Origin of the sequence: Maribacter sp. 2-571 (assembly GCF_050589625.1) — a bacterium.
GTDB lineage: Bacteria > Bacteroidota > Bacteroidia > Flavobacteriales > Flavobacteriaceae > Pelagihabitans.
This window is the reverse complement of record NZ_JBNGOP010000020.1, coordinates 42,429-57,818: the sequence shown is the minus strand read 5'-3', so window position 1 is coordinate 57,818 and position 15,390 is coordinate 42,429. Positions and strand designations below refer to the sequence as shown.

Annotated in this window: 5 protein-coding genes; 1 reads left to right on the top strand and 4 read right to left on the bottom strand. The window is 47.8% G+C overall.

Annotation, left to right across the window (positions count from 1 at the left end; translation table 11 throughout):
* Position 1 precedes the first annotated feature (1 nt).
* Positions 2 to 268 carry a hypothetical protein gene (locus tag ACRD7P_RS14385; protein WP_430908331.1) on the bottom strand — a complete coding sequence of 89 codons (267 nt, stop codon included), beginning with the start codon at positions 266 to 268 and terminating at the stop codon, positions 2 to 4.
* Positions 269 to 279: 11 nt separating this feature from the next.
* Between ACRD7P_RS14385 and ACRD7P_RS14380 the strand changes: the two genes are divergently transcribed.
* The gene (locus ACRD7P_RS14380) at positions 280 to 1,515 is read left to right on the top strand and encodes a T9SS type A sorting domain-containing protein (protein WP_430908330.1); all 1,236 of its coding nucleotides are present in this window, start codon (positions 280 to 282) and stop codon (positions 1,513 to 1,515) included.
* A gap of 109 nt (positions 1,516 to 1,624) precedes the next feature.
* On the opposite strand, the gene ACRD7P_RS14375 is transcribed toward ACRD7P_RS14380, so the two are convergent.
* From ACRD7P_RS14375 to ACRD7P_RS14365, 3 genes are read right to left on the bottom strand one after another with little or no spacing between them, the layout of a single operon-like run.
* Positions 1,625 to 3,562: an OmpA family protein gene (locus tag ACRD7P_RS14375; RefSeq protein WP_430908329.1), complete on the bottom strand. Its 1,938-nt coding sequence runs from the start codon at positions 3,560 to 3,562 to the stop codon at positions 1,625 to 1,627.
* 12 nt (positions 3,563 to 3,574) lie between these two features.
* Entirely contained in the window at positions 3,575 to 4,525 is a 951-nt protein-coding gene (locus tag ACRD7P_RS14370; RefSeq protein ID WP_430908328.1) for a PorP/SprF family type IX secretion system membrane protein, read from the bottom strand.
* A 10-nt stretch (positions 4,526 to 4,535) separates the two neighbouring features.
* Positions 4,536 to 15,323, bottom strand: coding sequence for a PKD domain-containing protein (locus tag ACRD7P_RS14365; RefSeq protein WP_430908327.1), 10,788 nt, complete (start codon positions 15,321 to 15,323; stop codon positions 4,536 to 4,538).
* Between the last annotated feature and the right edge of the window lie 67 nt (positions 15,324 to 15,390).

Genomic DNA, 15,390 nt, shown 5'->3' with positions numbered 1-15,390 from the left:
GCTAAACAGGTACCTTTACTTTTAAGGTAAAAGGCCGCTCAGGTAACTGGGCGGCCTTTTTTTGTGCTGTAATGTTACAGTGGTTTAAGGCTATGGCTTGAAAAATAAAGATCAGAATAGGACAAGTAGCGCCAACTATGGGCAACCCGCTTTCCGGCAATACCCCTATTTTTCGGTCGTGTAATACCGAGGACCGCTTTGGTGTTTTTTTAAGCCCTGTATCGTCCAGGCCTACTAAAAATAGACCCAATACGAATCCTTCGAACAAAACGATGACAAATGGATTTGAATACAATAACGGCCACAATATTTAAGAAGAATACCATAACCTTATTGATTGTAAATACTTTTCTTTTTGCCCCGGAAAGTACCAATGCCCAAAGGAATTATATCCCCGGTAAGGAGTATTCCGACGATACCGGGTATGTGTCCTATCATGCTGGGAACTTGCCCATAATCTTGTCCGCGCCACATGGAGGCAGATTACGTCCTCGAGGACTTCCGGACAGAAATTGTGATGGTTGTAAATATGTAAACGACGCCTATTCCCGAACCATAACCCTTGCGATTTACGATGAGTTCGTTAAACGGACCGGGATGTATCCACATATGATTACAAATAAATTGCATCGTTCAAAATTCGATGCGAATAGGGAAAAGCGCGATGCCGCCGATGGAAATAAAAGGGTCGAACAGGCCTGGTTCGGATATCATGATTTTACAAACGAGGCGAAAGACGAGATGGTATTACGGTTTGGAAAAGGACTGTTTTTGGACATGCATGGCCACGCGCACAGCATACAGCGTATAGAATTCGCTTATGCCCTGACCGCTCAGGAGCTAAGACGCTCCAATGCCCGCTTGAACGAAAATGCAATCGTTGCTAAAAGTAGTATCCGTTCTCTGGCCGGGAGAAACCGACGGGGATATGCCCACTCGGAACTCATCCGGGGAGAAAAAAGCTTGGGAACTTTGCTTTCGAACAGTGGATTCCCATCCGTTCCCAGTTCAAATGACCCAGCGCCAAGTGTTGGGGAACCATATTTTAATGGCGGTTACAACACTAGACGACATGGTTCCGGAACAAACAATAGGGCCATAGATGCAATTCAGGTAGAGCTGAACCAAGGTATTCGGTTCAATGAAAATGCTCGTAAAGCTTTTGTAACCTCCTTTACCACTTCGCTGATCTCCTATATCGACCATCATTACGGAAACGTTTTTCCACGGTCCGTGGTCAATCTTAAAACGGACATATCGGAGACCGATTCCCTTTACGCCACAGCAACATCCAAAGCTAGCTTATACCCGCAACCGGCAGAGGATTACTTTAATATTAGGAGCGATGAAAAGGAAATGGATGTAAGGGTGTTCGATGTCTTAGGAAATGTAGTGCATGAAGCTAACTGGTCCGGAGCGGACGTTGCGGTAGATTTTTTATCGAGCGGTCTGTATTTGGTCCAGCTAAAGAAGGGAGAAACGCTTATTGGTACGGTCAAACTCTTAAAATATTGACACTGGGCGTATACTTTTCATAGCCTTTTGATACTTGAACGGTACTTTGGTGGCCATTCCGTTCCACTTGTCTTTTTAGACGGTGTAGCAAGCCATGCAAAAAAAGGGTTCACTCCATTTTTAGAATAATAAATTCGGACCTTCTGTTGAGATCATGTTGGCGATCGGAGCATGTGGTATTATTATCACAGTCGTTCATTAGTTGTTTCTCTCCATACCCTATGGCACTCTCCAGTCGTTCCGCTGCAATACCCTGTTTTATTAGAAACTCGCGTGTTGCTTTGGCCCTACGGTCAGATAGCTTTTCATTGTACGTGTCGTTCCCTCTTGAATCGGTATGCGATTCGATTTTAATGACCATGTTTGGGTATTCGTTCATTACAAATACCACTTTGTTGAGTTCGCTTGCTGCCGATTTGGTAATGTAAGATTCGTCAAAATCAAAAAAGATGATTCCTATTTTAATTTTGAGTAATCCGTTTTCCTCTACTATAAGTTCATTTCTCTTTTTAAGCCCAAGTGGTAAGTTGTTCGTAAAACCATTTTGTGTCGGACTTGCAAATACTTTTGAACTGTGGTCAAACCCTTCTTTTGTAACCTTTACCGTGTATTTTTGGTCACATTTTAACTTAAGGTCAAAATCATAGTCCCCACTTTGGTCAGTTGTGGTCTCGTCCAGTTCGTTACCTTCTTCGTCAACAACCGTAACTTTTGCATAGGGTATCGGTAGGCCGTTTTGCTCGTTTACTATTTTTCCGACCAAATCTTGTTCACAAACGGGCTCAAAACGCTGAAAGGAGTAGATGTCATCGTCGCCTGTTCCACCTTCCCGGTTCGAGGAAAAATAGCCGCGTTGGGTCCTTTCATTGACGATATAGGCAAAATCATCTAGTCTACTGTTTAATGGTCTGCCGACATTTACGGGATTTGAGAATTGATTATCGGGATATACGCTTTCAAAAACATCCAGGCCTCCTAGCCCCAGATGCCCGTCGGAAGCGAAATATAGTTTATTCGTTGTAAGAAACGGAAACATTTCCCTGCCACTGGTATTTATCTTCGGCCCTAGGTTTTTAGGGGTTGAATAGTTGCCATCTTCTAAAATGTCAACAACAAAAATATCGGTACTTCCAATTGACCCTGGCATATCGGATACAAAATACAATTGCTTACCATCCGGGCTAATTGCGGGCTGCCCCACCGAGTAATTTTCACTGTTAAAAGGTACTTCCGTAATATTTCCCCATGTTTCGTTTTCGAGGTCCGCTTTATACAACTTTAGGTGGTTTATTCCGTTGTCGTCTTTACCCAACGTTTTTTCGGAATAGTTGTTCCTGGTAAAATACATTGTTTTACCGTCCGGTGTAAATGCAACGATGGCTTCGTGGTATTTACTGTTTATCGTTTTCGAAAAAATGGCTACGTTTTTGAAGTCCGTCCCATTTTCCAAGGTGTCGGCAACAAACAGGTTTAGGAACGGCTGTTCGTTCCATTTGTAGATCCGGGTCCTAAATTTCAGTGTGTCGCGGCTGGAGGCGAAAACGACCCTCTCCTTATAAAACATAGCTCCAAAATCGGCAACCTTCGTGTTCATTGGCAAGTGGGTAATATAAAACTGGGGTTGTTGGGTTAACAAATAGTCCATTTTTTTATCATTTTTCCGTAGTTGCTCTACGTCAAATGATTTATCCTTCATTTTTCCTTCGTATACTTTCATCAAACCTTTGGCCAGATTGTATTCTCCAATACCTTTCAAAGCGTGTATATATCGAAACGCATATGTAGGGGATAGATTTTGTTCATGTTTTGAAAACAAAGTGCCATACCATTTGCTTGCATTTTTCATGTCGGTATTAAAATAGTAAGCATCGCCAATTCGCTGTAGGGCCTCTTGGGAATCATCTCCTCTTGCTATGATACCTTCGTATTGCTCCGCAGCTTTTACATACCAAAGGGATTCAAAATTTTTGTCGGCACTTTTGTACTTCTCCTGGGCCGAACCCAAAAGAGTACATAAAAAGATACTATAAATAAGAAATTTTTTCATGGTTGGGTGGTATTAGTAGAATCGAGGGGATTTAAGTCTGCGTTGTTCGGTTTTAAACTCGTATCTAAGAAATATCTCGTGGGTGCCGGAATTATAGTTCTTTAAGTCCGTTGTCGTAAGATCATAGGAATATCCTGCAAATAGGGCAGGAGTAATTTGTAACCCTATAAGACCGGAGAACGAGTCGTCCCATCGATAGGCCAAACCAAGGGTTAACGTTTCCTTTAGGAGTACATTTGCCGACACATCGGCAATAATCGGTGCCCCGGGGACCCATTTCACAAAAGCGGCCGGTTTCAATTTTACATCCCTGCCGAGGTCGAAAACGGTTCCGGCGATCAAGAAGTAATGCATTCGTTCAACGGCAATAGCTTGTTCAACTTCATCGAAATGATCTTGGACAAAGAAGTTCGGTACCGATAGGCCCAAATAGCTTTTATTGGTATGGTAATATATACCTGCTCCTATTGTCGGGAAAAATCTACTATCAATATTATTGGCGAACAGCACATCGGGGGTCGCCGTAGTTCCTTTAGAAAAGTCCACATTAAAAAGACGCCCACCACCCCTTACACCAAAAGATAGTTTTTTGGAGTCATCGTTAAGCCTAATGGTATACGATACGTTCACGTCCGCAAAAAATTCGTTTACCGGCCCCAAGGCATCATTGATCAAATTAAGTCCTAGACCCAGATTATTTCCTACTGGAGCATCTATTCCAAGATTTTGGGTGGTCGGCGCTCCATTGAGTCCTACCCACTGTGAACGGTGGAGCCCCATAATGGTCAAATGACCACGGGAACCTGTGTAGGCGGGGTTTACACTCATTGTATTATACATGTATTGGGTGAACTGTGGGTCTTGTTGCCCCCAACCGGTAAAATAATTGATGCCGATAAAGAGTAGGGCTATATATGTTCGTCGGTAATTCATTTTCTGAAATTTAAATAGGTTGGTTTTCATGGTGCGTCGCTTATCTGTTGATGTATAACCAATCAGCGATAGGCTGGGAGCCGTCGCCCAGGTCCAATACATAGTAGTAGGTGCCCACCGGTAGTTTCTCTCCCTTGTTAATGGTAGCCCTTCCGTTCGATACCCCGTTCCAATCGTTGGTGTATCCCCTTGTCTCAAATACGATATTACCCCAACGGTTATACACTTTTAAAGTATTGTTCGGGAATCGCGAAATACAATCGATTTGGAACACTTCGTTATTACCATCTCCGTTCGGAGAGAACTCACTGTAAATATTTAGACAACTTGGTGTAACGGTCGCTTGAGCGCTGTCGTTGTCCATATTCAAATCGATTTGATCAACGAAGGCCAAGCTTATCGTATTCAGGTACTCATCTACTTCAAGTACTGTAACGGTCAAAGTCAAGGTAGCTGTTTCCGAGGCGTTTAACGCTTCGATACTCCAGAACCCGGTGACGGCATCAAACGTTCCTATACTGGCATTCGCAAGGATCAGTTCGTACCCTCGCGGCAGAATTTCTTCAATACCGATTGTGGTTGCCGTAACGTCGCCTTGGTTGGTGGCGGTCATTTCAAACTGAATTTGCTCGCCAATTCTTGGAAGTAAATTGCTAACCGTTTTGGTGAGTGCGATATCTACTACTGGTGGTACTATTAATATACTCGCTTCATCGTCGTCAGGTAGGCCATCGGCAAAGTCGTCTACTTCAAAACCACTGTCGGCATCACTATTGGGATCTGCCTGATCACTTGCCGTGATTTCTGCAGTATTCAAGTATTCGTTTTCAACGCCGGTGGGTTCATTTACAGTAGCCAAAACCACCAGTGTTTCCGTAGTACCGTTCGGTATTACCCCATTGGTGTTCCAAATACCGGTAAACGGATTATATAGTCCCGCAGTGACAATGTGAGACTGATAAGTGAAGCCTATTGGGAGTAGGTCGGAGACCACGACTCCTGTTGCATCACTATCGCCCCCATTGCTGAGGTTGACTATGAACTCTATTGTGTCCCCTACGTTTGCCAAGGTATTGTCGACGGTTTTGGTCAATGTCAGGTCTGCCAATCCTGTTGGTCTCGGCAGAACGGTGTCTTGATCGTCCTCTGAATTTAGATTGTTGTCCGGTGAGGAATCAGGGTCGAAGGTTCCCAGTGAAATCAGTTCCGCTACATTGGGATAGTCGCCATTGGCCAGTACGGTAACCGTAATTTCCAAGGTTTCCGTAGCACCATCTACCAGTGAAACAATATCCCAAGAACCGATAACTTCATCATAAACACCTGCCGAGCTGGTAGCACTTACAAAGTCGTATCCTGTGGCCAAGAGATCCTCGATGACCAAATCGGTCGCATCACTAGGGCCATCATTGTTCACGGTAATGGTAAAGGTAATCTGATCACCGATGGAAGGGGACAGGTTGTCCACTTCCTTGGTAAGCGATATGTCGGTTATTACCCTAGGCGTAGTCGGTTGTTCGGCCTGATCGTCCTCGTTTAAATCGTTGTTGTTTGGAGCTGAATCCGGATCTATTTCATTTACTGCGGTAAGCTCTGCAACATTAATATAACTTCCATTGGGGTTGATATCGGCCGTAATGTTCAATAGTGTATTTGCACCATTGGCAACGGTTCCGACCGTCCACACTCCGGTAGCGTTGTCATAGGTTCCGCCGCTGTCGTCGGAGATGTAGTTGTACCCCGCTGGCAATAAATCGGTTATTACAACACCCGTAGCATCACTGGGTCCGTCGTTAGAAACAGTGAGCGTAAATATGACGTTTTCTCCAACATCAGGAACCAGTTTGTCTACTGTTTTTGTTAACGACACATCCGCTATCGGTATCGGAACAGTGTTCGCATTATCTTGATCGTCTTCAGCGGGAACGTTATTGCCTGCCGTAGCGTTAGGGTCAACATTGTCCGAGGCAATGACCTCCGCGACGTTTTCATATACACCATTGGCGTTTACCAAAGCTGTGATTACCAAGGTTTCTGTTGTGCCGTTGAACAAGGTGCCGTTGATATTCCAAACTCCGGTAGTCTCATTGTAGTTTCCTGCTGTAGCATTACTGGAAATGTATGTATATCCCGTAGGTAGCAAATCGGCAATAACCACGCCGGCCGCATCACTGGGCCCGTCGTTTGTAATGTTAATGGTAAAACGAACATCTTCCCCCACCAATGGTGTGGCGTTGTTTACCGTTTTGGTAAGCGATAGATCGGAAACCAGCACTGGAGTCGGGTTAATTGTCATCTGGTCATCTTCGGTATCATCGTTGTTCGCCGGTTCCGAGTCGATATCGCGCTCGGTCAGGTCGGTCAGTTCCGCGGTGTTCGTATATTCTCCGTTTGCTAAAACATCGGCGGTGATTACGATGTTTTCGGTGATTCCGTTGGGTAGATTTCCTACGGTCCAAGACCCGTTCAAAGGCTCGTACACTCCAACACTGGGGACCGCGCTCACGAAGTCATATCCAGAGGTCAATAAATCCGTAACTACTACATCGGTTGCATCACTAGGCCCGTCATTGGTCACTGTAATCGTGAATACGATTTGTCCCCCGATATCCGGTGTTAAGGTATTTGCGGTCTTGGTCACCGAAACATCGACGACAGGAACGATCTGTGGAACAACGTCCACTTCATCTTGGTCGTCTTCCGAAAGCACGTCATTGTTTGGTGTGGAATCAATATCAAGGATATCGGATGCCGTCACTTCGGCCCCGTTGGTATAGTCTCCACTACCGTTTACCAGAACATCGATCAACAATATTTCCGTTGCTCCGGAAAAGATGTTTCCTACCGTCCAAATCCCAGTGTTTTCATTATAGGCACCAGTGGTCGAGCTAAAGAGTACAAAGTCGTATCCGCTTGGCAACAAATCGGTTACCGTAACGCCCGTGGCGTTTGCGGGGCCGTCATTGGTTACCCGTATTTCAAAGGTGATTTCGGAACCAATAAATGGAGTAAGATCATTGTCAACAACTGTTTTCACTAAGGAAAGGTCTGCCACGTCTTGATAACCAATGGTTACCGATGTGATGTTGGAGGTATTTCCATCGTTGTCGTCAACGGTATAGGTAATCGGTGTGGGATCGATCAAAAATCCGGGTTCCGGGTCAAAGGTAACTTCTTCCGTAGCAGGATCATAGCTCCAGTTTCCTTCCCCGGGCACATCAAAACCGATAACATCCCCATCGCCGTCAACTGTGATGTTGATGGCTCCGGACGGGGGCGTAAGATTTACACTATTAGGGTCAAGATTACCGTCGGGATCCGCATCGTTGGTCAAAATAGTGACCGAAACGATACTTTCCGGAACATTATTCAGGTCTTCATCAGGATTGGCTACCGGTAGTTGTATGTCATAGTCAATGGTCACGGTAGCGGTATCGCTCAGTCCGGTGTCGGTATCCGTAAGCTCGTAATTGATCGGTGTGGGGTCTGCCGTGAAACCGGGTTCCGGATCAAAGGTGATTTCGCCCGTAGCGGGGTCGTATGTCCATGTTCCCTCCCCGGGAACGTTCAATGTGGTGTCCACTCCAGGGTTCGCGGGATCCAGGTCCACCGTTACGTCCGTCGGCAATGGCGTGCTGCCGTCCGGCAGTATGTCGTTCGCCAAGAGGTCCAAGGTTACATTTGTATTTGTAGTGTTCCCAGTACTTTGATCATTGTTCGCTACCGGTGGGTCAAAGGTATACTCCACGTTCACGTTTGCGACATTGGAGGTATTTCCATCGGTATCGTCCACGGTATAGGTAATGTCGGTAGGGTTACCGGTAAAGCCTGATTCGGGTGTGAATTCCAAAAGTCCCGTTGTGGGATTATACTCCCATATTCCCTCACCGGGTACGGTGAAGCCAATGACGTCCCCGTCAATGTCGGTCACGATATCGGTTGCGCCCACCGGAACGTCAAGGTCGACGGCATTGGGGTCGATGTTGGCATCGGGGTCGTTATCGTTGGCAAGGATATCCACTGCCACGGTATCCCCGAGCTGGTTGCCCAGGTCGTCGTCGTCGTTTGCTACGGGCGGCGACTGGTAGCTTACCGAAACGTTGGCGGTATCGCTCAGTCCGGTGTCGGTATCGGTAAGCTCGTACGTAATGGGTGTCGGGCTACCGGTAAAGGTGGGCTCGGGATCAAAGGTAATTTCACCCGTAGCGGGGTCGTATGTCCATGTTCCCTCCCCGGGAACGTTCAATGTGGTGTCCACTCCCGGGTTCGCGGGATCCAGGTCCACCGTTACGTCCGTCGGCAATGGCGTACTGCCGTCCGGCAGGATGTCGTTCGCCAAGAGGTCCAAAGTGGTGTTCGCCCCGACATCGGTCGGTACGGGGTTGGAATCGTCGTTGGCCACCGGTGGATCAAAGGTATACTCCACGTTCACGTTCGCGACATTGGAGGTATTTCCATCGGTATCGTCCACGGTGTAGGTGATGTCGGTAGGGTTACCGGTAAAGCCGGATTCGGGTGTGAATTCCAAAAGTCCCGTTGCGGGATTATACTCCCATGTTCCCTCACCGGGTACGGTGAAGCCTATGACGTCCCCGTCAATATCGGTCACTGTATCGGTTGCGCCCGCTGGAACGTCAAGGTCGACGGCATTGGGGTCGATGTTGGCATCGGGGTCGTTATCGTTGGCAAGGATATCCACTGCCACGGTGTCCCCGAGCTGGTTGCCCAGGTCGTCGTCGTCGTTGGCCACGGGCGGTGACTGGTAGCTTACCGAAACGTTGGCGGTATCGCTCAGTCCGGTGTCGGTATCGGTAAGTTCGTACGTTATGGGTGTCGGGCTACCGGTAAAGGTGGGCTCCGGATCAAAGGTGACCTCGCCTGTAGCGGGGTCGTATGTCCATGTTCCCTCCCCGGGAACGTTCAATGTGGTGTCTACTCCCGGGTTCGCGGGATCCAGGTCCACCGTTACGTCCGTCGGCAATGGCGTACTGCCGTCCGGCAGGATGTCGTTCGCCAAGAGGTCCAATGTGGTGTTCGCCCCGACATCGGTCGGTACGGGGTTGGAATCGTCGTTGGCCACCGGTGGATCAAAGGTATACTCCACGTTCACGTTCGCGACATTGGAGGTATTTCCATCGGTATCGTCTACGGTATAGGTGATGTCGGTAGGGTTACCGGTAAAGCCGGGTTCCGGGACAAACTCAAGCAGCCCGGTAATCGGATTATACTCCCATGTTCCCTCACCGGGTACGGTGAAGCCTATGACGTCCCCGTCAATATCGGTCACTATATCGATTGCGCCTGCCGGAACGGCAAGGTCCACGGCATTGGGGTCGATGTTTCCATTAGCATCCGTGTCATTATCGAGGATATCCAAGGTGACGACATCGCCCAAGGAATTACCAAGGTTTTGGTCATCTACCGCAACAGGCGGTGACTGGTAGCTTACCGAAACGTTGGCGGTATCGCTCAGTCCGGTGTCGGTATCGGTAAGCTCGTACGTAATGGGTGTCGGGCTACCGGTAAAGGTGGGCTCCGGATCAAAGGTGACCTCGCCCGTGGCGGGGTCGTATGTCCATGTTCCCTCGCCGGGAACGTTCAATGTGGTATCTATTCCCGGGTTTGCGGGATTCAAATCAATTGTTACATCACTTGGTGCCGGGGTACTCCCATCTGGAAGTACATCGTTGGCCAAAAGATCGACTACTGTGTCCGTACCAACTTCTGAAGCGGTCGGGTTGGTATCGTCGTTGGCTACCGGTGGATCAAAGGTATATTCCACGTTCACGTTCGCGACATTGGAGGTATTTCCATCGGTATCGTCCACGGTGTAGGTAATGTCGGTAGGGTTACCGGTAAAGCCAGGCTCGGGGATGAATTCCAATAGACCGGTAGCGGGGCTATATTCCCATGTTCCTTCACCCGGAACTTCAAAACCTATGGTATCTCCATCTACATCGGTAAGTATATTGGTAGCACCGGAAGGAACAGTCAAGTCTACTGTATTTGGGTCAAGATTTCCCTCAGGATCTGTATCATTAGCAAGAATATCCAAATCAACAGCGGCACCTAAAGTATTGGCCAGGCTTTCATCGTTTACCGCTGTGGGGGGATCATTTGGCTGAATGACTACGGCAGTAGTACTTTGGTCGTCCTCGGTGTCGACCCCATTATCCGGTGTAGAATCTGGATCGAACTGATCGCTGGCAGTGATTTCCGCGGTATTGTCATAGGGTCCGGTAGTATTTACGGTAGCATCAAAAGTAAGGTTTACCGTAGCTCCGTTCGAGACGCTTAAGTCAGACCAAGTTACCGATAAGTCTCCCAGATTATATACTCCGCCGTTGCTTACCGTTCCAGGAATTAAGCTATATCCAGACGGTATGACGTCCAATACGGTTACACCGGTAGCATCTGAGGTTCCGTTCGCACCATTATTGAACAGGGCAATAGTAAACGTTACCGTATCTCCGGTACTGACCGAAGAAGGGGATACACTTTTTACAAGTTCCAAGTCCGCGATTCCAACAATTTCTATTTCCACGGTATCGGATACTTCGGAGCAGCTACCATTGGTTACGGTCCATTCAAAAACATAAGTTCCAATTTGTACACCGCTTACGGAGGTGTTGGCATCTGTAGGATCTGTAAAATTGGCAATTGAGGGTCCCGAAACTTGGGACCACACCCCGGTACCGAGGGTGGGAGGCACTGCGGCTAGATTTACGGGTGCAAACTCCTGCAATCGCTGGTCAGGTCCGGCATCTGCGGTGACCGGTTGGGATTCAATTTGGATTTCCATGGTATCCGTCAGCAAACATCCACCGTTTGAACTGGTCCAGGTAAATTCGTAAGTGCCCGGCTCCAAATCTAAAATTAATGCTTGGGGATTGTTTGGGGCCGTAATGGTCGCCGCTGATCCGGGATCGGTAATCCCAGGGCCTGACGTCTGTGACCATGTTCCAGTACCTTCTGCCAAAGGAGTGGCATCCATATTAGTTTGTGTGGCATCGCAAAACAACTGGTCTGGACCGGCATTAGGTTCGGATGGTGGTACATCGGTGAAGGTGATGTCCACCGTATCGGTTTGGGGGGCGCATCCCGAAGGTGATGTAAAAGTAGTACCGTTGGTTACGGTCCAAGTAAAGGTATACGTCCCCAGGGTGGTGATATTCGACAATGTACTTGTTGGATTGTTTGGACTGTCTATAACTATATCCCCACCGGAGGGATCGGTAGTTATCGTCCAAAGCCCAATTCCAATAGTTGGTGCCGTCGCATTCAACTGTGCATCCAACTGACAAGCGTTAGGTTGGGCCGTACCGGCATCGGCGTTAGAGGGAGCTTCAAAAACTTCGACCCGAACTACGTCTGCCGCATCGGTACAAAATTCCGTAGCAAAGTTCCATTCCAAAATGTAGATTCCGGGAACGGTAAGGTTATCCAATGTGGTATTGAACTGATTGACATCGTTAAAGCTCGCCACGCTTCCGGAGGGAACATCGGCAAATCTCCAAAACGCATCGTTTTCGGGTTGCGTGGTATCAAACCCTCCCGCAATCGGATCGTTTCCATCCAGTGTTATTGAAGTTGCATCAGCAGTACAAACTACTTGGTCCGTACCTGCATCCGGGTCTATAGGTGGTCCTTGTGAGGAGGTGACAATGACCTCGTCCGAAGTCACGGGACAAGAGGTGTAATCCGTGGTAAACTGAAATTCATAAGTGTTACCGGGTGTTATGGTTACTTCGGCAACGTTGCTGTTGGATGGAGTTTGCGAAATTGTAGCTGCTGTTCCAGGTTCAGTGACACCTGGTCCGGCTATTTGTGTCCAAGACCCGGTGGATCCAAAAGTGGCTTCCAATAGCACATTGTTCGCTTCACAAAGTTGTTGATCTGGACCCGCATTTGCAGGAACAAAAACATCCACTACTACATCATCAAATGTTGAGGGACAGGATGCGTCCCCGGTAATGCTCCACCGAAACGTATAGGTTCCCGAGACCAAATTGTTTACCGTCGTTACAGGGTCGTTTACATTTACAATAGAGGGAGAGTTCGGCGCACCCGACAGTAGGGTCCAAACTCCATTTTCGGTATTGCTGTCAAAGGTATTGCCATCTAAAACGACGGTATTTGCGTTACAAATGGTTTGGTCCGTACCCGCCGTTGCTACTGTTGCCGGTATGCCAACGTTAAGAACCACCTCATCAGAATCCGAAGAACAGCTTCCGTTCTCTACAGCCCACTCAAAAACATATTGACCTGAAAAGGTGAAGGTAAACTGTGCCGTGGGACTGGTATCATCGTCAATGGTAAATCCCCCTGAGCCGCTTACAAGTGTCCATAATCCGTCTCCCGTGGAGGAGGTAGCTGACATAGTAAATACATCGGAACAGGCACTTTGGTCGGGACCTGCATCTGCTGCGGCCGGAGCTCCAACGGTAATCTCTACGTCGTCGGAACTGGCTTGACAACCAGGGGCGTTTTTATTGATGGTCCAAGTCAGTATGTAGCTGTCTTCGGTATTTATGGTAGCGGTAGTGTTGAAAACGGTGTCGTCGGCAAAAGTCAATCCACCGTTGTTCGGTACTACGGTCCACAAACCGTTTTCATCTGCTGCAGGAGCGTTTCCGCTCAACGGAACTGTACCTGTTCCTGATGGTAGGCATTGGTCGGTCCCGGCATTGGCAGTAGTCGGTCCGGCGGTACCACTAGTCGAAATGGTGACAGTATCGCTTCCAGGTGGAGGACAGGTATTGTCATTGGGATTTTCAATCGTCCAGCGGAGTATATACGTCTCGTTGGGTAAGTCCAAGCCCGAAACCAATGAGTTCGGATCGTTTTCATCTTCAAAAACGATGGTGGCACCGGGAGGTGCACTGTCTACAGACCATGTGCCCGCTAAATTTGAGGAAGGCGGACTATTGCTATCAAGAGTCGTTGGCGCGCCAAAACAAATTGTTTGATCGGTACCGGCGTCTGCTGAAACTGCTGCGGAGGAGGCTACGACAATCTGCACATCGGATTCTGCAGGAGGTGTGCAGGAATTACCACCTGTTATCGCATATCGAAATACGTAGGTTCCAGGTATAAAATTTGATATGGTAGTAGTCTGTGCATAAGGTGAGGCGATATCTGCGGTATTTGGACCGCTGACCTGACTCCATAACGAGTTTCCAACGCCAACACTGTTTCCAGTAACTGAAGTGCTCACCACATCACAAGCCAAGTTTTGACCGGTTCCAGCGTTTGCTGCGGTAGGGGTTCTTGATACGGTAATGTTTATAGCATCCGTACCTTCATTACAACCGGTTTGAACCGAGCCGGCTACACGCCTTCGAAATGAAACGGTATATGTTCCTTCTAGGTCGAAATCAATTCTGGCCGGTGAGTTTGTATTTTGAAAACGACTTGGATCGACCACTGTGGAACCAGACGGTCCACTAACGATGCTATATGAGTTTCCGCCTTCACCGGTGGTCGTAAAGGGAACGTTTACCCTTGTCACACCACAATCTGCGATAATGTCGTTACCACCGTTTGCCTGAATCGTTATCGGGTCATTCGAATATTGCACCGTTACTTCTTCACTATCATCGCAGCCTGTATTACTATTGGTAATTGTATATAGAAAACGATAAGTACTACTTCCGTTCAAGCCCGTTACTTGGGTTGTGCCATTATCGTCGTCGAGTATGGTAGCTCCGCCAGGACCGGCTGTTTGCGTCCAGGATACGGTTTCACCGGCATATTGCGGATCAGCACCTTCTAAAGTTACCGTAGTAATGGTGGGGTCACAGAATCTGATGCTTCTTTGCGCAACGGTTGCCGTAGTAATATCCTGTGTAGCGGGGTCAACGGTAATCGTAACCGTATCACTTCCGTTTACACAGGGCCCGTTTACCGACCATCGCATTACATACGTTCCTTCGATCAGTGCGCCTAAAGATGACCTGTTATTATTTGGATTTGATAGCGTTGGAGTACTTGGGCCACTAACAAAGGTCCAGGTACCTTGTTGTCCATTGACGTTGTTTCCGCCAAAACTCGCATTCAAAAGTGTGGATTGATTAACCGTATAACAGTTATCCAAACTTTGGTCTGGGCCCGCATCTACAATAGCTTCTCCGCCATAATTGGTGACCGTAATCTCGGAAAAGGATTCACAAAATTGTCCAGGTGCGTAGTCGGGACCAGTTATCGTCCATCGTAAAGTAGACGTCCCGGCACTTGTCTCCGATAAATCTATTGTGGAACTCGGCGAATTTATAAAGTTGATGGTAACTCCTGCATTATTGGCTCCTTCTATGGACCACGTACCTGTTTCCCCGGGATTCGTCGGTGAGTTGCCGTTAATTATTAAAGATCCCGAGCTATCGGGGCACGACTCTAGGTTAGAACCCGCATCTGCAACGGTTATGGGTGCTACAGTGATGACGACGTCTTGAAATTGGGTACTTCCGTCGGTACAGTCCGCAGACAGCCTAAAAGTGTAATCATTCCCGCCTAACAGACCGGTCAGCGAGGTATTTAAATCAGCTGGGTCATCAATGATTACCGAAGGTCCGGCAACCTGCGACCAAGTAGTTCCGCCCTGAATGGAACCCGCGGCAGCGCCGGAGAGCCTGAAGCCAGTGTTGTTTTCACATATGGTTTCCGGTACCCCAGCATTTACGGAGCAGTTTTGTGCAAAGGCTTGAGAGGAAACAAGGAAAAAAAACAGTACCGTACAAATAGGGATAATCCTTGATGAAATCTTTAAAGGAATTCTTTCTATGGGTTGGATATGAAACATTGTGATTTGCTTCAATATGGCATCTCTCATAATCGATGGTGGTTGGTTAGCATAGCTCCCATTTCAGGGGTAGTTATGTAGTATTTTTCTTTCGAAG